This window comes from Paracoccus saliphilus (assembly GCF_028553805.1).
In the GTDB taxonomy this organism is placed as follows: domain Bacteria; phylum Pseudomonadota; class Alphaproteobacteria; order Rhodobacterales; family Rhodobacteraceae; genus Paracoccus; species Paracoccus saliphilus.
On record NZ_CP067140.1, the window covers coordinates 3,586,685 to 3,607,032 of the forward strand.

18 protein-coding genes are annotated in these 20,348 nt (G+C 61.8%); 5 read left to right on the top strand and 13 right to left on the bottom strand.

The features are described from left to right. Positions 1 to 213: 213 nt before the first annotated feature. From fba to JHX88_RS17310, 9 genes are all read right to left on the bottom strand, one after another. Positions 214 to 1,248, bottom strand: a complete 1,035-nt coding sequence (gene fba / locus JHX88_RS17270; RefSeq protein ID WP_076524941.1) for a class II fructose-bisphosphate aldolase — start codon at positions 1,246 to 1,248, stop codon at positions 214 to 216. A gap of 160 nt (positions 1,249 to 1,408) precedes the next feature. After that, positions 1,409 to 2,398: a class 1 fructose-bisphosphatase gene (locus JHX88_RS17275; RefSeq protein WP_272848082.1), complete on the bottom strand. Its 990-nt coding sequence runs from the start codon at positions 2,396 to 2,398 to the stop codon at positions 1,409 to 1,411. 12 nt (positions 2,399 to 2,410) lie between these two features. Further along, the gene (derI, locus tag JHX88_RS17280) at positions 2,411 to 2,872 is read right to left on the bottom strand and encodes a D-erythrulose-4-phosphate isomerase (protein WP_076524943.1); all 462 of its coding nucleotides are present in this window, start codon (positions 2,870 to 2,872) and stop codon (positions 2,411 to 2,413) included. 11 nt (positions 2,873 to 2,883) lie between these two features. After that, entirely contained in the window at positions 2,884 to 3,645 is a 762-nt protein-coding gene (locus JHX88_RS17285) for a triose-phosphate isomerase (RefSeq protein ID WP_076524945.1), read from the bottom strand. Between the two features lie 4 nt (positions 3,646 to 3,649). Continuing rightward, positions 3,650 to 4,414 carry a DeoR/GlpR family DNA-binding transcription regulator gene (locus JHX88_RS17290; RefSeq protein WP_076524947.1) on the bottom strand — a complete coding sequence of 255 codons (765 nt, stop codon included), beginning with the start codon at positions 4,412 to 4,414 and terminating at the stop codon, positions 3,650 to 3,652. 260 nt (positions 4,415 to 4,674) lie between these two features. Further along, positions 4,675 to 7,761, bottom strand: coding sequence for an efflux RND transporter permease subunit (locus JHX88_RS17295; protein WP_076524949.1), 3,087 nt, complete (start codon positions 7,759 to 7,761; stop codon positions 4,675 to 4,677). Continuing rightward, the gene (locus JHX88_RS17300; protein WP_076524951.1) at positions 7,758 to 8,864 is read right to left on the bottom strand and encodes an efflux RND transporter periplasmic adaptor subunit; all 1,107 of its coding nucleotides are present in this window, start codon (positions 8,862 to 8,864) and stop codon (positions 7,758 to 7,760) included. Before JHX88_RS17300 ends, JHX88_RS17295 begins: the two co-directional genes overlap by 4 nt. A 175-nt stretch (positions 8,865 to 9,039) precedes the next feature. Further along, a complete protein-coding gene (locus JHX88_RS17305; protein WP_076524953.1) occupies positions 9,040 to 9,870 on the bottom strand; it encodes a 2-dehydro-3-deoxygalactonokinase in 831 nt (276 codons plus the stop codon). Between the two features lie 51 nt (positions 9,871 to 9,921). Beyond that, positions 9,922 to 10,212, bottom strand: coding sequence for a DUF2218 domain-containing protein (locus JHX88_RS17310; RefSeq protein ID WP_076524955.1), 291 nt, complete (start codon positions 10,210 to 10,212; stop codon positions 9,922 to 9,924). A gap of 219 nt (positions 10,213 to 10,431) precedes the next feature. On the opposite strand from JHX88_RS17310, the gene JHX88_RS17315 reads away from it, so the two are divergent. Both JHX88_RS17315 and dtd read left to right on the top strand, forming a co-directional pair. After that, on the top strand, positions 10,432 to 10,656 hold the full coding sequence (locus JHX88_RS17315) for a hypothetical protein (RefSeq protein ID WP_176011421.1): 225 nt from the start codon (positions 10,432 to 10,434) through the stop codon (positions 10,654 to 10,656). After that, positions 10,653 to 11,102, top strand: coding sequence for a D-aminoacyl-tRNA deacylase (gene dtd / locus JHX88_RS17320; RefSeq protein ID WP_076524957.1), 450 nt, complete (start codon positions 10,653 to 10,655; stop codon positions 11,100 to 11,102). The genes JHX88_RS17315 and dtd overlap by 4 nt, the downstream gene beginning before the upstream one ends. A gap of 271 nt (positions 11,103 to 11,373) precedes the next feature. On the opposite strand, the gene JHX88_RS17325 is transcribed toward dtd, so the two are convergent. From JHX88_RS17325 to JHX88_RS17340, 4 genes are read right to left on the bottom strand one after another with little or no spacing between them, the layout of a single operon-like run. Continuing rightward, positions 11,374 to 12,300 carry a TonB C-terminal domain-containing protein gene (locus JHX88_RS17325; protein ID WP_076524959.1) on the bottom strand — a complete coding sequence of 309 codons (927 nt, stop codon included), beginning with the start codon at positions 12,298 to 12,300 and terminating at the stop codon, positions 11,374 to 11,376. 1 nt (position 12,301) lies between these two features. After that, entirely contained in the window at positions 12,302 to 12,700 is a 399-nt protein-coding gene (locus JHX88_RS17330; RefSeq protein ID WP_076524960.1) for a biopolymer transporter ExbD, read from the bottom strand. 3 nt (positions 12,701 to 12,703) lie between these two features. Then, positions 12,704 to 13,099: an ExbD/TolR family protein gene (locus JHX88_RS17335; protein WP_076524962.1), complete on the bottom strand. Its 396-nt coding sequence runs from the start codon at positions 13,097 to 13,099 to the stop codon at positions 12,704 to 12,706. Further along, positions 13,096 to 13,779, bottom strand: a complete 684-nt coding sequence (locus JHX88_RS17340; RefSeq protein WP_076524964.1) for a MotA/TolQ/ExbB proton channel family protein — start codon at positions 13,777 to 13,779, stop codon at positions 13,096 to 13,098. Before JHX88_RS17340 ends, JHX88_RS17335 begins: the two co-directional genes overlap by 4 nt. Before the next feature lie 349 nt (positions 13,780 to 14,128). Here JHX88_RS17340 and cobA point away from each other — a divergent pair, with 349 nt between their 5' ends. The 3 genes from cobA (at position 14,129) to JHX88_RS17355 (ending at position 20,297) form a co-directional block, all read left to right on the top strand. Beyond that, entirely contained in the window at positions 14,129 to 14,905 is a 777-nt protein-coding gene (gene cobA, locus JHX88_RS17345; RefSeq protein ID WP_076524966.1) for a uroporphyrinogen-III C-methyltransferase, read from the top strand. Between the two features lie 121 nt (positions 14,906 to 15,026). Then, the gene (locus tag JHX88_RS17350) at positions 15,027 to 17,759 is read left to right on the top strand and encodes a calcium-binding protein (protein ID WP_076524968.1); all 2,733 of its coding nucleotides are present in this window, start codon (positions 15,027 to 15,029) and stop codon (positions 17,757 to 17,759) included. A 189-nt stretch (positions 17,760 to 17,948) separates the two neighbouring features. Further along, positions 17,949 to 20,297 carry a cache domain-containing protein gene (locus tag JHX88_RS17355; RefSeq protein WP_076524970.1) on the top strand — a complete coding sequence of 783 codons (2,349 nt, stop codon included), beginning with the start codon at positions 17,949 to 17,951 and terminating at the stop codon, positions 20,295 to 20,297. The last annotated feature ends 51 nt before the right edge of the window (positions 20,298 to 20,348 follow it).

Here is a 20,348-nt window from a genome sequence, read left to right on the forward strand (position 1 = left end):
CGAACGCCGCACCCTGCCCCGCCGCAACAGGGGCACGGCAGAACGTTGAAAATGCCGGGTTTTCCGCTGCACAAACCGTACACAGAACGTGCACAGCCTGTACACAGGCCGTACACAGCTTGTACGCGTTGCGCGGAAACCGTGATGAGCCGGTAAAACTTTTCCTGCAGCAACGGAGATGCCGGAGCGGGGCGCAAGAATGTCCTGGAAAGCTCAATACCGCCGCGCCATTGCCGCCAGAGGCAGGGGGCGGATGCGTGACGCGTGACCGGCTGTGCCAAAGGCCTCGAACCGGGCCTTGCAGACCTCTGCCATCATCGCCATCGCCGGTTTGAGATATTTGCGCGGGTCGAATTCCGAGGGATCCGTCGCCAAGGTCTTGCGGATCGCGGCGGTCATGGCCAGCCGGTTATCGGTGTCGATATTCACCTTGCGCACGCCAGACCTGATGCCGCGCTGGATTTCCTCGACCGGGACGCCCCATGTCGGGCGGATATCGCCGCCATGATCATTGATGATGCGCTGTAAATCCTCGGGGACCGAGGATGAGCCATGCATGACCAGATGCGTGTTCGGCAAGCGGCGATGGATCTCTTCGATCACATGCATGGCGAGGATATCGCCATCGGGCTGGCGGGTGAACTTGTAGGCACCGTGGCTGGTGCCCATCGCCACTGCCAAGGCATCGACCCCGGTATCGGTCACGAAACGCTCTGCCTCGGCGGGATCGGTGAGAAGCTGGTCCTCTTCCAGCTTTTCGGTGGCACCATGGCCGTCCTCCTGATCGCCCATGCCGGTTTCCAGGCTGCCCAGCACGCCCAGTTCCCCCTCGACCGAGACGCCGCAGGCATGGGCCATCCGCACCACCTCGGCGGTGATGCCGGAATTATAGGCGTAATCGGCGGGGGTCGAGCCATCCTCGCGCAGCGAGCCATCCATCATCACGCTGGTGAAGCCGTTCTGGATCGCGGTGGCGCAGGTCGCCAGGTTGTTGCCGTGATCCAGATGCATGCAGACCGGGATATCGGGGAAAGCGCGGGCGAAACCGTCGATCAGACCGGCCAACACCAGGTCATTGGCATAGGCGCGCGCGCCCCGGCTGGCCTGCAGGATGACCGGCGAGTCGGTGGCCTGAGCGGCGGTCATCACCGCCAGCCCCTGTTCCATGTTATTGATATTGAAGGCGGGAACCGCGTAGCCGTGCTCGGCTGCGTGATCGAGAAGCTGGCGGAGGGTGATCATGGCCATTGGGTTTATCCTTGAAACATGAAGGGGGGTCTTTCGAGCGAAGGCAGGTCTGCGGCCGAACCGGGGTCCAGCCCCGTCGCCGACTGGTTCTCGAACCAGTGGCGCGACCTGCCGGCGACCCCCGGGATATTTTCATGAAGAAGAAGGGAGGCGGACAAGGTCAGGTTTTTTCCGCGGGTTCGCGTGAGAGATAGAAGAGGATGGTTTCGACCTCTTCGCGGCTGCCGAAGATCAGCGGGCTCAGGCCGTGATGACTGTCGGGGAGGCGGTCGAGGACCGGGCCCTGCCCGTCCGAGGCAGTTCCGCCCGCCTGTTCGATCAGGAAGGCGATGGGGGTGCATTCATAGATCAGACGCAGCCTGCCGTCCTGATAGCCGGGGCGGCGATCGGCGGGATAGAGGAAGGCGCCACCCTGCAGCAGGATGCGGTGCAATTCGCCGACGGCGGCGGCCAGCCAGCGCATGTTGAAATCGCGTCTCAGCGGGCCGTCTTTCCCCGCCCGGACATCGCGCAGCCATGTCTGCAATCCCTCGGGCCAGTTGCGCTCGTTCGAGGCGTTATAGGCCAGCACAGGGGCGGAGGGTTTCAGCGTCACGCTTTCTCGCGCGATGCGGAAGCCGCTGATCTCGGCGTCGAAAGTGGCGATGCTGACGCCGTGGCCCAGTGAGAAGCCGATATCGACGGAATGGCCGAAAGACGCATAGCCAGCCGCGACCGCCGCCCGTCCGGGGCGCAGGAAGCCTTCGGGCGCGGCGGGCAGGATGCTGAACAGCATGCCCAGGGGCGCGCCGATGCCGATGCTGCCCGAGCCGTCGATGGGGTCCATCGCGACATCATAGGCACCATCGGGATTCAGCAGCGCGACATCCTCGGCCTCTTCGGACAGGACCTGCCGCACGCCCGCCGCGCGCAGGGCGGCGATCATGTGGTCATGGGCGGCGACATCGAGCGCCTTCTGCCGGTCCCCGCTGTCATTGGTGCCGACGATGGCATCGGGATCGCCATGCAGCCTGCCCGCCGCGAGGCGCGCTGCAAGCGGCGGCAGGGCGCGAAAGATCGCCTTGGCGATGGCGCCGGGGCCATCGTCCGGCAGCACCTCTTCCAGCGGGCGACCCCGCGCGGGGCCGTCATCGGGCAGTTTCAGCATCATGACATCATCCGATCAGGCCTTGTTATATTTCGCATCGACCTGATCGATGGCGTCGACATTGCCGGCAGAGCGGCCATTCGCGTCGAAATTCATCGTCTCGGCCAGCCATGCATCGGCGATGCTCTTGGCCAGCTCGGTCCCGATGACCCGCGCGCCCATGGTGATGATCTGCGCATTGTTCGACAGCGCCGCGCGGGTAGCGGAATAGCTGTCATGGGTCAGCGCGGCACGGATGCCCGGCACCTTGTTGGCCGAGATGCAGACGCCGATGCCAGTGCCGCAGACCAGGATGGCGCGGTCATAGGTGCCGGCCAGAACCTCGCTCGCCACGCGGTCCGAAAGATTGGCATAGAAGGTGTCCGGCCCCGCATCGGTGCGTGAAATCTCGGCTACCTCGTGCTTGTCCTTCAAATGATCGGCCAGGATCTTGGCCAGCCCTTCGCCCGCGCTGTCGCCTGCGATTGCCAGTTTCATGTCGCTCTCCTTCACAATTTGGCGGCGCAACGGGCGAGGATGTCGAGATAACCTTCGACCTTCCACGCCGAGCGCCCGATGAACAGCCCGTCGATATGCGGGCAGGTGATCAGTTCCTCGCAGTTCCCCGGATTGACCGAGCCGCCATAGAGGCAGGGGATGCGCCGCCCCAGCATATCCTGCGCCACGGCGATGATCTCGGCCTGCCTTGCATCGGCATAGTCCGATGTCGCCGGGATGCCGTTTTCCCCGATGGCCCAGACAGGTTCATAGGCCAGCAGGATCTCGGCAGTTTTCTGGTCCCCGGAGAGTTTCCCGAGCGCGCCCCGGACCTGCGTTTCCAGCACCTCTTGCGCCCTGCCCGCTTCGCGTTCGTCCATGGTCTCGCCAATGCAGATCAGCGGGATCAGGCCGTGGCGGATGGCGGCCTCGGTTTTCAGGCCGACGGTCTCGTCGGTTTCGCCGAAATGTTTGCGGCGCTCGGAATGGCCCAGCTCGACGATATCGAGGCCGCAATCGGTCAGCATCGGGGGCGAGACCTCGCCCGTCCATGCGCCCTCATCCGCCCAATGCATGTTCTGCGCACCGACCTTGACGCTGGTATCCGCCAGCATCGCCTTGACCTCGCGGATAGCGGTGAAGGGCGGGATGACAAAGCGCTGGATGCGGGGGTCGCGGCTGCCATCCGCCGCGGCCAGTGCGGCGGCAAAGCTGCGCGCCTCGGCCAGCGTCTTGTTCATCTTCCAGCTGGTGCCGATCCAGAATTTCGTCATATTATCAGTCCTTGGCAATGGTCAGCCTGATTCCTGCCCGGTCGATCGCGGCGCGATCCTGTGAGGCGGGGTCGGCATCGGTGATGATCGCGGAAAATTCCGCCAGATCGGCGAGCACATGCAGGGCCGAGCGACCGAAGCGGTGATGATTGACCAGCAGCACGCTGCGTTCGGCGGCGGATATCATGGCGCGTTTGGCCCGCATCACGGCATCATCCATGTGGAAGGCCTGCAGCCCCGCGAGCGCCGGGGTCGAGATGAAGGCCAAATCGGCACGCAGACGGGACAGCGCCGCCTCTGTCACGACGCCGAAGAAGCCGTTGAACTTGGCGCTGAACACGCCGCCAAGCGCGATCAAGGTCACGCGCGGCGTATCCTTGAGCCGCTCGATCACGGCGGCGTTGTTGGTGATGACCGTCAGCGGGGCTTTGTCGGGCAGGCAAGCCCCCAGGAGGGCCGCCATGGAGCCGTCATTGATCATCACGGTCATGCCCGGCTCGACCAGATCAAGCGCCGCCCGTGCCATCCGGGTCTTGGCGTCGGAATCCTGCAATTCGCGGATGCGGAAATCGCTTTCAAACTGGGTCCCCGTCTCGATGGTCGCGCCGCCGCGCACCTTCCGCAGCAGCCCGGCCTGTTCCAGATCGTCAAGATCACGGTGGATGGTCATTTTCGAAACCGTGAAACGCCCAGCCAGATCGTCCAAATCCACCGCCCGAGCCTCGATCACAAGATCCATGATCGCCTGCCTGCGTTCATCCCGTTTCACATCGCACCTCTTCAACTGATTCCGCTTTGACGCGATGGTATTATAACAGTCGCTCACAATTATCAACATTATATCTGTGATTTTGTGATTTATAAATGTGATAATCTTATTGCGACAAGAGCCTCCCAATCGCAGCGGATACGAATACCAGGTCCATTCCCTCGCATTGGCACGGGGAATGTCGACATCACCCGAAAGGGCGGCAAACAAGGAAAGATCGGGTAGCGGATCCTGCGAAAGCCCGGCAAGCGGGCGATGTGCTATTCGGCCGGCAGAGAGGTCGGCTTTCCCTCGCCCTCGGCTTGCTCGCCAGGGCTGCGGCGCAGGTTCTCGATCAACACATAGATGACCGGGGTCAGAAGCAGGGTCAGAATGAAGGCCAGGCTGAGGCCGCCCACGATCACCGCGCCGATGGCCCGGCGGCTTTCGGCGCCCGCACCCGAAGCCAGGGCCAACGGCACTGCGCCCAGAACGGTGGCAATAGTCGTCATCATGACCGGACGCAGCCGGGTGACTGCGCCTTCGCGGGCGGCATCGGAGATCGAGCGGCCTTCGGCCCGCAACTGATTTGCGAATTCGACGATCAGGATGCCGTTCTTGGCCATGATCCCGATGAGCAGGATCATCCCCACCTGCGAAAAGATATTTACCGACGCGCCAGTGATCAGAAGCGTAACCGCCGCGCCACCCAGCCCGAGAGGCACGGTCAGCATGATCGTCAGGGGCGACCGGAAGCTTTCGAATTGCGCGGCAAGCACAAGGAAGACGATCGCCAGCGCCATCGCGAAGACCATGGCAAGCCCACCCGAGGATTCCAGGTAATCCGCCGCCTGTCCCTGCCATGCCAATGTCGCCCCGACCGGCAATTCCCCGACCGCGTCCCGCACCGCCTCCATCGCGGTCGCGAGATCGGTCCCTTCGCTCAGATCGGCCTCCATCTCGACCGAGATGAGCCGGTCATAGCGATTGATCTCGGGGGCGGTTGCGCCGGTCCGGATCGACGCGAAGGCCGAGAGCGGGATCAGGTCCCCCCGGTCATTGCGCAACAGCACCGACAACATGTCCTCGACGGAATCGCGATCCTCCGGGGCAGCCTGAAGGACGACGGGATATTGACGGCCATCCGTGCTGTATTCACCGACGCTGCGCGAGGCGAACAGAACCTGCAGGGTCTGGGCGATCGTATCGGATGCAAGCCCCAGGTCCTGCGCACGGGCCCGATCTATCGACAGGGTCGCGCCCGGCTGGTTGGCCGAATAATTGACCTCGACCGCGGCCAGTCCCGGATAATCCTCCAGCGAACTCGCCAACTGGTCGGCCCAATCCACGCCACGCTCGATATCGGGGGCACCCAGCATCCAGCGGACACTTCCCTGCGCACCGCCAATGCCCAGCCCTCCGGATGGCCGGAGGAATGTGGCCACTTCGGTGACCTGTTCAAGCTGGGGCCGCAGTTCCGAGATCACGTCCTCGACGCTGCGCGTACGCTGATCCCATGGGCTGAGCGTGACGAACATGATCGCCCGGCGCAGCTCTCCCCAGGTGCCGACGATGGCGGTCACATTGTCGACGATGCCATCCTCTCGCATCGGCTCCAGCATCGCCTCGATCCGTCTTGTGGCGGCGTCGGTATAGGCGAGGTTCGAACCCTGCGGCGCCGAGACATAGATGCGGAACTGGCCGCGATCCTCGTCCGGGGTCAGTTGCCGTGGCAGGTTCTGATAGATCGCGAAGGCAGAGGCGACGGCGAAGGCGCAGATGGCGAGGATCGGGATGGGTCGGGCAATCATCCGGCCAAGCAACGCGCCGTAGCCTCGTTCCAGCCAGTGAATGAACCGGTCGACGCCGCGAGTCAGCAGGCCCGGACGATCTTCGCGCGGCATCACCTTGGATGCCAGCACCGGGGAAATCGTCAATGCGACGAAGCCCGACACGGCCACGGCAACGGCCAGAACGATGCCGAATTCCGCGAATAGCTGGCCGATCTGGCCTTCCATGAAGCTGATCGGCAGGAAAACCGCGATCAGGACGGCGGTGGTCGCGATGACCGCGAAACTGACCTGCCCCGCACCGCGCCGGGCGGCCTCGGCCCGGCTTGCGCCCATCGCGCGGTGGCGCTGGATGTTTTCCAGCACGACGATGGCGTCATCCACCACCAGCCCGATGGCCAAGATCAGCGCAAAGAGCGTCAGGATGTTGATCGAAAAGCCCAGCAGCATCATCGCAAGCCCGGCCCCGAAGGCGGAAATCGGGATCGTCACGACCGGCACCAGTGACAGCCGCGCCGATCCCAGGAACAGGAAGATCACCGCCGTGACCAGCAGCACCGCCTCGGTGAACACCTTGACCACCTGCTTGATCGAGCTTTCGATGAACACCGCCTCGTCGGAGGTGATTCCAAGCTCCATTCCGTCGGGCAAGGTCGGGCGGATACGCTCCAGCTCGGCCCGGACGGCGTTCGAGATGGCGACCGTGTTGGCCTGCGCCTGAGGCTGAACCCCCATGCCAAGGGCGGTCACCCCGTTCGTGCGGAAATTCGACTCGGTCTGCTGCGCCCCCTGATCGATTTTCGCGACATCGCCCAAGCGCAGGGGCCTGACGCCGTCATCGCGGACGACCATCTGCCGGAACGCGTCGGGCGAGGTGAAGCGCGTTTGCGCAAGCACCTGCAACTGACGAGCGCCGGTTTCGATCTCTCCGGCGGGCAATTCGACATTGTTGGCCTGCAGGGCGGATATGATGTCCGAAGTCGTGATCCCATGCGCCGCCATGCGCGCCTGGTCCAGCCAGATCCGCATGGAGGGCGCGCGCTCGCCATATATCACGGTATTGGCCACGTTCGGCAGCCGCGCCAGACGGTCCTTGATATAGCGATCGGCATAATCCGACAGTTCAAGCGAGGTCATGTTCGGGCTGGAAAGGCTGAGCCGCAGGACCGGGTCACCCTCGCTGTCATTCTTGTCGATCCGGGGTCGGTCTGCCTCGTCAGGCAAATTGTTGACCACCCGTTCCACCGCGTTCCGAACGTCATTGGTAGCGGAATCGATGTCGCGCGAAGGATTGAATTCCAACACCGTGCGCATGCTCCCACGCTCGGATTCGGTCGACATCGAGGTGACCCCGGACACTCCGGCCAGCGCGCCTTCGATCACCGTCGCGACCTGGCTGTCCACGACATCCGGGGCCGCTCCGGTGTAATTCACCCGCACAGTCACCTGCGCAGCCTCGACCTGCGGAAGTTCCCGCACGGGCAGTCGCGTCATCGCCACTGCACCGATCAGCACGATCAACAGGTTCAACACCGTGACCAGGACCGGGCGACGCAATGACAGGTTGGGCAGGCTCATCCCTCGTCACCGGCGGGTAGCGGGCTCTGGGCATGGCGGTCGCGGGCTGTTGCCTCGACCTCCATTCCCGGCGAGACGCGATGCAGGTTCGTCACGATGATCCGGGCATCCGCTGCCAGTCCCGAGACCACCTCGACCATTCCGTTCGATTGCTGGCCAATCTCGATCTCGGCTTGTTCCGCAACACCGTCCCTGGCCAGCAGCACCAGGTTCCGATCACCATCGACGCTAAGCACCTGTTCGGGAATCGCGAGTTGCCGGCGTTCGTCCAGCACCAGTTCCACCTGCAGGAACATTCCCCCGGTCAAGGCGCGATCATCATTGGGAATCTCGGCGCGCAATGCGATGGACCGGGTTGCCGCATCCACGCGTGTATCGATCCGGCTGATCTCGCCCTCGAAGATCCGGTCGGGCCATGCCGCCGAGGTCAGCTTGACCTGCTGCCCCGTTTCCAGCCGCGACAGCAGGGTTTCCGATATGCTGAAATCGACCTCGATCACGGACAGATCGTCCAGGGTGGCAATCGCGGTCGATGCATCCACCATCTGTCCCTCGACCAGATCGGTCAGCCCGACCACGCCCGCGAATGGTGCACGGATATGCCGATCATCCAGCAGTGCGGCCGCGCGATCAAGCTCTGCCTCGGCCCGCAAGAGCGCCCCCTTGGCGGTCTGATATGCAGCATCCGAGGCATTACCTGTCCTGTTCAATTGCTCCTGGCGCGCGAATGCGGCCTGAGCTTCGGTCAATGTCGCTTCTGCGGCCTTGAGATCAGCCTGTTCGGCCCTGTCGTCCAGTTCCAGCAGAATATCCCCTTTCGCGACCTCGGCGCCGGGGTGAAATGCGATGCGGGTGATGCGGCCGCTGGCTTCTGCCACCAGATCGACAGCCTTGCGCGCGCGCGCTGTGCCCACAGCCCTGACTGTCTCCGAGAAGGCCAGAGTCTCGACCGGGATGGTTTCCACGGCAAGCGGCGCAGCCGACCTGCCGCCGGACGGTCCGGTCGCATCGGGCGAAGCCAGCAGCCGATCGGTCACGTATAGCCCACCCGCCGCCGCGGCAAGGACGACCAATAATCCAAGGACAGCCTTGAGGGCTCGCATCTTCCTCTCCTGGTGGCGCGGGTGCGGCAACGCCGGCGACGGTTGCGCTCTATTCATCGTGCATGAAAGCGCATTCACAAAATCGCGCAATTCACCCCAAGCGGCAACTGATAATCGCGTGTGCAAGCATATTGGCTGATGGGAAAGCCGGGATATCGCCCCTGCATGCCCCCGATCAGTGCAGTCTGCCCTTGGGAGGAACCTCCGCCAGCGTCTTCCATGCCCCATGCAGCCCGGCCAGCAAGGCCGCATCGGGCTCCGGACGCTGGACGGAAACACCCTGACGCTGCAGCGCGACAGAATAGAGATCGGCGAGTGGCGCGTGACCGGTCACCGCGACCATCTCGCCGAGCCAGTAGGGCTTTGCGTCTGCCAGTTCGCAGCCGATCAGCAGACCGGCAAGCTGCGACATCCCTGCCCCCGCTGCGCCGCGCAGGGCAAGCAACCGGCCATAGGCGCGATGCGGACGGCTGAGCGCATCCTCCAGCGCCGCGATGAACGCATCGGGATCGGTGGTTGCGTCTGTCAAGCCCGTGGTGCCGGAAAGCTGTTCCAGCAATTCACCCGTCAGATACCCTTGGAAATGGCAAATCTCGCCCGCCGAAATCCGCGCCCAGTGGCTCTGACGACCCGGGAGACAGATCACCCCGTCGAATTGCGGCTCTGCCGCGAGAAGCCCGGCGATTGCCGCCGTCTGACCGCGCAGCGCAGCATTTGGGGTTGTCTGAGTGACTCCCTGCGCCACCCAAATCTGCAGGGCGCTGCCATTATCCCGCGTCACCTGAAGATTTGCCGGAGCGGGGGCGGCAGCCCCACCGGCAGAAAATTCGCCGGTCAGATCGGCTAGGAGCACCGGAAGATCGGATCGATCCCGCAAGGTTTCGATCAGCGCGGATCGCGAACCGCATGGAAGCTCTTGCCGCGCGGATATCTCGGCCCCTTGCATGGACCAGATACGCAGGCGTTTACCGTCATATTCGGCGGCAATCCAGTTCGCGGCGCTCATTCGGCTCTCCTTTGGCGGGGACTGCCTGTTTGTGGCACCAGACCCGGCCCGTCAACCGGTGGCGCTGCTCCAGTCGAGCGGTTGCGGGTCCTCGCGATGTGCAAAGCGCAATAGATGGCTTTCCAGCACGTTGCGAAGCAGGTCCATGCCTCCCTCTTCCGGGGCTTCGGCGGTCAGGCGCAAGCCCTCGGCTGTCGTCTCGATCTCTGCCTCGCCCATCTCGAAATGGAAGCGCGAGCGGTCATCCTGCATGTCAACGCCGATCTTGTTGGCGAAATGCTTGGACATGGTGGCCAGCAATTGCGGGCCGCGGGCCGTCGGAAATTCTGCAGTCTGACGCATGGCTATCCTCTTTACATGGTCCCGTGTCGAGCCCGACCTAAGCATTCGGGAATTCGGGGTCAATTCCCGACTAAATTGCATGGATACTTTCCGCCTACCGCAAGCCGTAACATGCGACATCGGGATCGCCCTCCAATGCAATAGCCGTGGCTTGCCTCGCGCCCAGATCGAGGCTAGGCCCGGCGGCGAGTTCCGGAGACGATCAGAAGAGGGCGCGAGATGGACATTTTCGATATGCTGGTCTGGGGCGGCGCTGCATTGACGCTGCTAGGGCTTGCCGCGCTGCTCTGGTGCATCGTCACCGTCATCCGCATCCGGCGTGCCGGGCTGGACGAGAACGCCTTTCGCGCACGAATGCAGGGCATTCTGGCCGTCAATATGGGCGCGCTGGTGATTTCTGCGCTTGGATTGATGGCGGTGGTGCTGGGGATCATCCTTGGATGAGGGCGCTGGTTCAGCGGGTTGGCGAGGCGTCGGTCGAGGTCGAGGGGCGGGTCATCGGTCAGATCGGGCCGGGGCTTGTGGTGCTGGTCTGCGCGATGCGGGGCGATGACGAAAGCGCCGCCGAGAAGCTTGCCGCCCGCATCACCAAACTGCGCATCTTCCGGGACGATCAGGGACGGATGAACCGCTCGCTTGCGGATGTCTCGGGCGGGGCGCTGGTGGTCAGCCAGTTCACGCTGGCCGCCGATACAAGTAGCGGAAATCGCCCGGGTTTTTCTACGGCAGCACCGCCTGAGGACGGAGAGCGCCTGTATCTGCATTTCGCCGAGAGCCTGCGCGATCTGGGCATATCCGTCGAGACGGGCAGCTTCGGCGCGGACATGAAGGTTCGCCTGCTGAATGACGGGCCGGTGACGATCTGGCTGGACACGGCGGACCGGGCCTGATCCGGATGGCGGGGCAGCACTGAAACACCGCCTTTCCGGTTGCCGCGCAGCCACGAATGCAACAGCAGCGTGCGTTGCAACGGCACAGGTGACAACAGCAAGTTAATCTTGACCCAGCAAATGCTGGGTTTTTGGCTTCACAGAGCATACACTGGGCGTACACAACCTGTACACAGAACATACACAGCCAGCGTACGTTGCACGGGATATCATGAATTGTTCGCAAATAATCCGCGAAGATTATGTGCGTAGTTCATGAACCCGAGAGGACTTAACGAATCTTTATCGGCAGTTGAATGAGTATCGACTCTGTGACTCCCGCCGCAGCTGGTGCGGCAGGGCAACGGCCGACGCGTTGGATGGCTCGCATGACGGCGCGGTCATCCCTGGTATTTCCGGATGAAAGGTCCAAGCCGACGCCTTGCATAGCACCATTGGGCGCAATCGAGACACTGACCTGCAGATTTCCCCTGCGGGATGTATTTGCGCGCCGGGAAGCACTGACGATACAGGCGCCGAGCTGACTTTGCCATTGCCTTTGCAGGCTAGCCCGCTGCTGCGCGCTGACACCGCCGCTCCCGCCGCCTGCGGCGCGTGCCGAGGAATTGCCCCGGGCACCTCCCCCTTGCGTCGCAGGCTGGGGCTTGGCCGCCTGTTGCTGCGGGGCCGCCTGGCGTTTCGGCTCGGGCTGCGGCTTGGCGGCCTGACGCTTGGGTTGAGGCTTGGGCCGCGCGGGCTTGTGGTCGGGGCGCGTCGAGGTATCGAGCGCCAATTCGGACTTGATCTCGGGTGGCTCGAAGCTTTGCAATTCGGGAAGTTCGGGCTCCACCACCTCGGGCTGAGGCTCGGGCGTTTCGGGCAGGTTCGGCTTGGCGGCGCTGAGTTGGGGCGCGGAAGGGACCTGCGAAACCTCCGGCGCCCTGTCGGGTGCCGCGTCGGGCATGGGCTGCTCGATCTGAGGCTCGGCTATCTCTTCGGGCTCGGTCAATTCGGGTTCCGTCACCGCCTCAGGCGGATTTTCCCATTGCTCGATCAGATCCGACATCTTGCCAGATCCTGCCGCTACCGGCGCGGGTGGCGCCGGTATATCCGCCCCCATCGCGATCTGCTCTGGCATCAGCACCGCCGCCGCAGATACATGCAGCGCGACGGCGATGGTCACGAAACCGGCGATTTCCCATTTCTGCCAGGCTGCCATCTCAACCTCCGCTGACGACAAGTTGCGCACCGGTGTCGCTGATCTCGCGCAGACGTTTCAGCAAGGCTGCGACCATTGCGGCATCTGCGCCCTTGTCGGCGCGGATTTCCAGCGGTGCATCCCCGTCCCGAGCGCCGATCTCTGCCCAGATATCCTCTCCGTGTGTCTCGTTATAGACGAGTTCACCGGAGGTCGAGACATAGAGCACGTTGCGATCTCTTTCCTCGTCGCCATCCCGCGCCGAGATCTCCGCCTCGCTTTCCGGAGGCTCCAGTTCGAAGGGCGGGGCCTGCGTGACTTGCGCGGTCAGCAGGAAGAAGATCAGCAGCAGGAAGACCACGTTGATCATCGGGATGATCGATTCGCCTTTCGGGCGACGGGGAGGCATGTCGATACGCATGGCTTACTCGACCAGGATCATGTTGTTGAAACCTGCCGCACGCAGCCCGTCCATGACCGCAACGAGGCGCTGAAGATCGGCCTGCTCGCGTGAGCGCAGGATCACCGCCGCGCCCTCTTCGGGCATCAGGGCGGCCAGCGCTTCGGGCAGGTCGGCCTCGGTCGTATCTAAGCCGTTGAGCGCGATGCTGTCAGGCCCGATATCGACAAGGCGCGGCGCGCCCTGCCATTCGCTGCCCGATCCCTCGGACCCGCCCGCGATGGGCAGCACCGCATCCGTGCCGAATCGCGAGGCCAGCATGAAGAAGATCAGCAAAAGGAAGACCACGTCGATCATCGGTGTCAGCGACATCCTTCGCGGATGCCGGCGCGGCCCCAGATCGAAGCTTTCCTCGCTCATTCCGCCGCCTCGAGCCGCAGAGTGGGCTGCTCCGGAGCGTCAGCCTTGACGAAGATGCGCGTCGCCAGGTCTTCCAGATCGGCCTGCAGCCGGTCGGCGATAGATTCGAACCAACTAAGCGCGACGCCGGCCGGGATCGCCACCGCCATACCTGCCGCCGTGGTCAACAGGGCCACCCAGATACCGCCCGCCAGGTCCGAAGGATCGGCCTGATTTCCCGATTCCTGCAAGACCTGGAAAGCGGTGATCATGCCCAGCACGGTGCCCAGCAATCCCAGCAGCGGCGCGATGGTCGCGATCAGTTCCAGCGCGCGCAGCCCTTCGCGGGCACGATAGAGGGTCTGGCGCGCGATCCGGGCGGTTTCCTCGCGCGCGGTCTTGTCGTCGATTGCCGGATCGAGCGAAGTGCCGATGGCTGCCTGTGCGACGCGGGCGCGGGCGGAGGGACGTCCGCGCACCTCTTCCATCGCCTCGCGGCGGCGGCCTTTCGCCCAAAGCGCGATGGCGCGGCGCGAATGGCTGCCACCCCAGACCCCCAGGCGCGACAGCGAGAGCAATTTCCACAGCACGATGGCGAGGGTGGCGACGGACAGGGACGCGATCAGCCACATCGTCCAACCGCCATCGCGGATCATTTCCACCAGCGGCAGTGTCGAGAGAGTCGAGGAGAGTTCAGGCATGGCATGCTCCGTAGCCAAGAGAACGTGGGGCCATCGAAGGGGCCGCCAAATGCGTTTGGTCTTGGGGTGTTGTTGGATTGCCGGCTACCGGCAAGGCAGGCAGGAAGGCTCCGGTATCGGCGACCGACCCGGGCGGGAAGAGCGTTTCTCGGAATGAATTTCACGTATATGCTCCGGCCAGATCGGCTATTAGATGGTTAACGACGGGACTGCGCTAATGTTTCCGACTAAACATGTCAAGTATTGCCGCGCCGGGCTTTGTCTTGCGGCGGACGATCAAATACGTTGTCACCACATGCCCCGGTGATATAGCTGGAAACCCTCACCACAGACCGGAAGGCCGCCACCCGTGACCGCTCCTGCCCAATCGACTGGTTTCGTTTCTCTCGTCTCGGCGGGCCCCGGCGATCCTGAATTGCTGACGCTGAAGGCCGCCCGCCGAATGGCCGAGGCCGATGTGATCCTGTTTGACGACCTGGCCTCGGGGCCGGTGCTGGAGCAGGCGGGACCGCAAACCGAGTTGATCGCCGTCGGCAAACGTGCTGGGCGCCCGTCCGCGCGCCAGGAACATGTGAATGCGCTATTGGTCGGGCATGCCCGGCAAGGCCGCCGGGTGGTCCGGCTGAAATCCGGCGACGCGGGCATCTTCGGCCGGCTGGAGGAAGAGCTGATCGCCCTGACCGAGGCGGGCATCCCGTTCGAGATCGTTCCCGGCGTCACCTCGGCCAGCGCCGCCGCCGCGGCTGCCGGTCTGCCGCTGACCCGCCGCCTGACCGCGCGCCGCCTGCAATTCGTGACCGGTGCCGATGTCACGGGCCATCTGCCCGAAGATATCAACTGGGCAGCCATCGCCGATCCCGGCGTGACGACCGTCGTCTTCATGGGGCAGCGCAGTTTTCCGAAACTGGCCGATGGCTTGCGCGCCCATGGCCTGCCCCCTTCGACACCTGCGCTGTTCGCAGAGGCGGTCGGCCATCCGCATCAACGGCTTGTCCATACAACTGTCGGCGAGCTAGCAGAGATGATGCGCAACGCCGAGGTCACTCAACCGGGGCTGATCCTCTATGGTCCGCTGGCCTTCCGAGATCAGAAGGGGCAATCCGATGTCCCGAATTCGGCATCGTAACAATCTGTTTTTACTAAAATGCGCCATTCAAATTTGGTGCATTCATGGCCCGGTTCATGGCTTGATAACCCGACCGACGCGAATCCGATGACGTCGGCAGGAAACAACAGACAGACCGACCATGCTGACCTATCATCATGTGGGCACCTTTGGTGTCACACGCAAGAAATGGCTGTCCGATATATCGGACCTCGAAATCCTCACGATAGGCGGGCGAACGCTGCTATTGGCCACGACCGAGTTCAGGGGGGCCGGGGTCAGTTCCTATACGATCTCTGCCCCCGACAAACCGCCGAGGCTGATTGATGCCCAGCCCTTCCTTCCGAAATTCACCTATCAGCGGGAACCGGATATCAGCTTGCTGAATGTGAGGGGTGAAACCTTCATCCATCACAGCCACCTGGGAGGTGCAGAGCATCTGGGTATCCGCCTTGCACCGACAGGCGTTCTGGATGGTTTCGAACCGATTTTTGCACGCAGCGGAATCGCTGAGCCCATTTCCGCGCTGGGTCAATACACCAGTCCGAATGGAAGTTTCCTGTATCTCGCTCATCAGGATGACCTCAAGATAACGGTGCATAAAATCGGCACCAAAGGGCAGCTTACCAAATCAGACAGCGTCTCCCTTCGATCCAGCAATGCTCCCCCAGGCAGTTCATTGGACAAAATCATCGAGACGCATGCCGGAGGCAACCGTTTCCTGGTGGCGATTTCAAAATCAGGCGATTTCATTTCAACGCATCGCGTCACCAATTCGGGCGATATTGCCCATACGGGATTGCATGTCAGCGCGATGGGAGCGGGTTACACGGTTCCCACCGATATCGAAGCGGTTCAGGTCGGGGGGCGCAGTTACGTCATTGTCGCCTCGGCGGGGTCCTCGACCCTGACGGTGTTTCGGCTGTTCGCCGACGGCAGGCTGAAACCAACCGACCATGTGCTTGACGAGGGATATACCAGCTTTCAAGCGATCACCGCGCTCGAGACCGTCAGGATCGATGGCCGTGCCTTCATTTTCACCGGTGGCGTGGATGATGGCATCAGCATTTTCACCCTGCAGCCCGATGGACGGCTTCTGCATCTGGAAACCCTTGCGGACAGGGATGACATGACCTTGGCGGATGTAAGCGACATCGAGGCCAGGGTCATTGAGAACAGGATTGCGCTTTTCGTCAGCTCGGCCAGCGAAACCGGCATCACACAACTCGTGTTCGATCCCGGCAAGATCGGCATGACCGGCTCGACATCGGCGGATCGTGCGACCGGAACCGCAGACAATGACCTTCTGATTGCCCGACCGGGTACCTCCATGATCTGGGGAGGGGAAGGCGATGACATTCTCATTGCAACAACCTCGAGCGTAAAAATGTTCGGCGGACCCGGTGCAGATATCTTCGTTCCGGCCAACACTAGCGGTCGAAACTTGATAAAGGGTTTCGAAGTCGGACTGGATCATCTGGACCTCAGCCAACTCGGCATGATCCGGAGTTTTCACCAGATCAAGTTCAAACCCCGCGCCGGTGGCATCAAACTGGAGTTTCAGGATGTCACCATCGATATTATCACCAATGACGGTACGACTCTTACCGAAGCGGATTTCTCGAACGACCTGTTTCCCATCGCTCACTATACCGCGCCCAAATTCGATGTGAGCGAAATCGATGTCGCTCTTCCTCCGACAACCGTCGGCCGGCATATTTTCGGCACAAGCAAGAACGACCGTCTGTCGGGCGCGAACGGCTCGGACATGCTCGTGGCACGTCACGGCAATGATGTTGTTTCAGGCGGTGCCGGGAACGACAGCTTGCATGGAGATGACGGTCACGACCGTTTGGCCGGTGGCTCCGGGAATGACCTCCTTCACGGTGGTTCCGGCGTGGATACGATCAAGGCAGGCAGAGGCAACGACAAGGGCATTGGCGGCTGGGGCAACGACACAGTTTACGGTGGAGCAGGCTACGACAGCCTGACAGGCTCGGATGGCCGCGACCATTTGCACGGCGACAGGGGAAATGATGAGCTGTTCGGAAATCGTCACAAGGATAGGCTGGCCGGCGGCTTGGGCAATGACACCCTATATGGCGGAGGTGACGATGACCTCCTGATCGGCGCCGAAGGGGATGACCATATCTGGGGCGGCGCAGGTAACGACAAACTGCACGGGAACCACCACAAGGACAAGCTGGTCGGCGGGCAGGGAAACGACACCCTTCATGGCGGAAGCGGCGATGACACGTTGATCGGCACCGAGGGTGTGAACCGGCTTTGGGGCATGAAAGGGCATGACCGGATCATCGGCGGAACCGGACGGGATCTTGTCGAAGCCGGGACTGGAAATGACGTCGTTGCCGGCAAGCAGGGCGCAGACCGGATCACGGGTCATGATGGAAACGACATCCTTCATGGCAACGCAGGAGATGACCGCATCCGGGGCGGCAAGGGCAATGACAAACTGTGGGGAAACCATCACAAGGACTTGCTGATCGGCGAGCGAGGGGACGACATCATCAATGGCGGAGACGGCAACGATACGCTCGTGGGAGGATTGGGCGCCGACAGGTTGAACGGTGGCGTCGGCAGGGATGTTTTTCGTTTCAACTCATTCTCGGCCAGCAAGGTCGGCGCACCGGATACCATCAGCGATTTCAGGCCGGGATGGGATGATATCGACCTGTCAGGGCTGGATCTGGCCTATATCGGAAATAAGGCATTCACGAGCGATCGGCAGCTACGATGGGAATTGAGGGATAAACAGACCTATGTCAGCGTGGATCTGGATGGCAATGGGCAGGCAGACATGGCCTTCACCCTGACCGGACGAATGCGGCTGACGGAGGATGATTTCATATTCTGAAAAATCTTTTCGCCTTGTGAAGCTGGTTGCTTTCGAAAACCTCGATATTTCCGTCGGCGATATGACTCGCCAGTGAAACCGCATTGACCGTTGCAACCTCCGGTTCTTGGCGCTGCCACCCGTTTGCGGTACTGAGTGAAGACTTTATGACTGTATTATCAAGCGCGGCCTGACTGGAAGATGTTACAGATGAAAAACTCGCTTGGTGCGCTCCTCGCAATTGGCCTGGCGGGTCTTCAACTCGTCGCGGTCCTTGCCGTCGTGTTCACATCCTATGTCACGTCGGAACGGGCGATGCTTAGCCATGCGCAAAAGATCCTCGGCGATGTGGGGACAAATGCGACAGAGCATTCCAAGGGCTTTCTGCGCCCCGCGCGCGGCGCGGCGGAACTCGCCGCACGGCTTTCGGAACATCGCATCCTGGCCAGTGACGATCCCAAGATCCTGGAGCGTTTTCTCTTCCAGCAACTCAAGGTCACGCCGCAATTCTCGAGCCTCTATTACGGCTCGGAGGACGGCAGTTTCGTCTTCGTCATGCGCGATCCCGGACAGATACCGTTTCGGACAAAGATCATTACAGTGAATGGCGAAACACGGCGTAGCGAACAAATCTGGCGGAACGCGAATTTCGAGGAAATCAAGAGCGAGGTGGATCCGACCGACAGGTTCGATCCAAGAACTCGCCCCTGGTACACCCGCGCGCGCGATACCCTGGATACAATCTGGACCGACCCCTACATCTTCTTCACCTCCCAACAGCCCGGAATCACGCTGGCAGCGCCGGTTCGCGAGAATGATGACGGGGACATCCGCGGCGTCGTCGGGGTGGATATCGAGATCAGCAGCATTTCTGAATTCCTGTCGAACCTGAGCATCGGCAATACCGGCAAGGCGCTGATCATCAATCGCAACGGCGATGTCATCGCGCATCCAAATCGCGACTTGCTCAAAACCAAGGATACCGACGGCACCCTGCGCTTTCAGAACATCCGGGAATTCGAAGACGAGATCGCGCGGGAGGCATTTTCATGGCTAGGCGACGGTTTCGATCCGCCGACGCATAAGGAAGCCTTTTCCAAGTTCACCTTCAACAACGAAGTCTACATCTCGACACTGACACCGGTCATCAGCGACAACTTGCCTTGGACCATTGCCGTATACGCGCCGGAGATCGACTTCATCGGCGGGCTAAAGCGCAGCCGGGCGATCAGCATCTGGATCGCTGTGCTCGTCGCCATTGCAACCGGAGTCGCAGGGCTGGCTTTGGCCAACTACATCTATCGTCCGGTCCGCGCCTTTGCCGTTCGATCGGCACTTGTCGCGCAAGGTGAAATCGATCCCTCCGAGCCTATGCCCAGCACCTACCGGGAATTGGCCCACGCCAATGAAACATTGATGCAGCAGATCGTCGCACGCAAGAAAGCTGAGCGCGAATACGGGCAGACATTCGACCTGTCATCCCGGGCAATGGCCCAAACCGCCCCTGAAACCGGCAAGCTGTTAAAGGTGAATACGAAATTCTGTGAAATCACCGGTTACAACGCGAACGACGTCAAGGATATGCGTTATGTCGACCTGATCCACCCCGATGATCGCACCCTTTTCAACTCGGATTTCTTTGCTGCCGGCGACAGCTTTGCGACACGGCATGAGGTCCGTTTCATCCGCAAGAACGGCGAGAGCATCGATGTCGCCGTGAACGCCATCCTGATACGCGACCACAATGGCAACCCGCTGCATGCGGTTGTGACCCTGGATGATATTACCGAAAGCAAAGCCCAGGAAAACCAGATTGCCCGCCTGAACCGCGATCTGATCCACATGTCGCGAGGACATACATTGGGACAGATGGCAGCCGGTCTTGCCCATGAACTGAACCAGCCCCTTGCCGCCATAGCCCAGAACACGGATACTGCATTGCTGATCGTCGGCTCTCTTCAGGACAGCCCACCCGAATTGCGGGAGATCCTGACGGAGGTCGAAGAGCAATCATTGCGGGCGGGTGACATCATCCGGGCATTGCGTGGCTTCATCATGAAGGACGCAGCCAGCGCAATCTCGTTCGATGTCGTCGCACTAAGCAGGCAGGCAAAGCGGCTGGTCCAGCCCGAAGCAACCGAAGCCGGCGTCACGATCACCCCGCCAGAGGGTTCCCCCCCGATGGTCAGTGCAAATCGGATCCAGGTCGCGCAGGTTATCGTCAACCTTCTGAGAAATGCCGTCGAGGCCATTGGCGATAGCGATCTTGTCCGTCGTGAAATCACTGTTACTGTCCAGCAGATCGCTTCTCATCTGGAAATATCTGTCGAGGATACGGGACCGGGCATCAGTGACGAAATCGAATTGTTCACCGAATTCGAAACAACCAAGACAAATGGCATGGGGCTTGGCCTTTCGATTTGCCGCACGATGATCGAAGCAAATGGTGGAAAACTCTGGCATGATGCAACCTACACGAGCGGAGCGCGTTTTTGCTTCACCTTGCCAGTGCATCAGGATAGCCCTGAAGATGAAGCAGGATCCGAGAAACGAAGCTGATATACAGGAATAGCGCCGAACGGTATTGAACCACTGCGATTGCCTGAATTC

Coding starts and splice junctions, on each gene's coding strand:
- fba (WP_076524941.1), bottom strand. CDS start 1,248: ATGGCCATGATCACCCTCCGCCAGCTTCTCGATCACGCAGCCGAGCAC.
- JHX88_RS17275 (WP_272848082.1), bottom strand. CDS start 2,398: ATGATGCTGAAACTGCCCGATGACGGCCCCGCGCGGGGTCGCCCGCTG.
- derI (WP_076524943.1), bottom strand. CDS start 2,872: ATGAAACTGGCAATCGCAGGCGACAGCGCGGGCGAAGGGCTGGCCAAG.
- JHX88_RS17285 (WP_076524945.1), bottom strand. CDS start 3,645: ATGACGAAATTCTGGATCGGCACCAGCTGGAAGATGAACAAGACGCTG.
- JHX88_RS17295 (WP_076524949.1), bottom strand. CDS start 7,761: ATGAGCCTGCCCAACCTGTCATTGCGTCGCCCGGTCCTGGTCACGGTG.
- JHX88_RS17300 (WP_076524951.1), bottom strand. CDS start 8,864: ATGCGAGCCCTCAAGGCTGTCCTTGGATTATTGGTCGTCCTTGCCGCG.
- JHX88_RS17305 (WP_076524953.1), bottom strand. CDS start 9,870: ATGAGCGCCGCGAACTGGATTGCCGCCGAATATGACGGTAAACGCCTG.
- JHX88_RS17310 (WP_076524955.1), bottom strand. CDS start 10,212: ATGCGTCAGACTGCAGAATTTCCGACGGCCCGCGGCCCGCAATTGCTG.
- JHX88_RS17315 (WP_176011421.1), top strand. CDS start 10,432: ATGGACATTTTCGATATGCTGGTCTGGGGCGGCGCTGCATTGACGCTG.
- dtd (WP_076524957.1), top strand. CDS start 10,653: ATGAGGGCGCTGGTTCAGCGGGTTGGCGAGGCGTCGGTCGAGGTCGAG.
- JHX88_RS17325 (WP_076524959.1), bottom strand. CDS start 12,300: ATGGCAGCCTGGCAGAAATGGGAAATCGCCGGTTTCGTGACCATCGCC.
- JHX88_RS17330 (WP_076524960.1), bottom strand. CDS start 12,700: ATGCGTATCGACATGCCTCCCCGTCGCCCGAAAGGCGAATCGATCATC.
- JHX88_RS17335 (WP_076524962.1), bottom strand. CDS start 13,099: ATGAGCGAGGAAAGCTTCGATCTGGGGCCGCGCCGGCATCCGCGAAGG.
- JHX88_RS17340 (WP_076524964.1), bottom strand. CDS start 13,779: ATGCCTGAACTCTCCTCGACTCTCTCGACACTGCCGCTGGTGGAAATG.
- JHX88_RS17350 (WP_076524968.1), top strand. CDS start 15,027: ATGCTGACCTATCATCATGTGGGCACCTTTGGTGTCACACGCAAGAAA.
- JHX88_RS17355 (WP_076524970.1), top strand. CDS start 17,949: ATGAAAAACTCGCTTGGTGCGCTCCTCGCAATTGGCCTGGCGGGTCTT.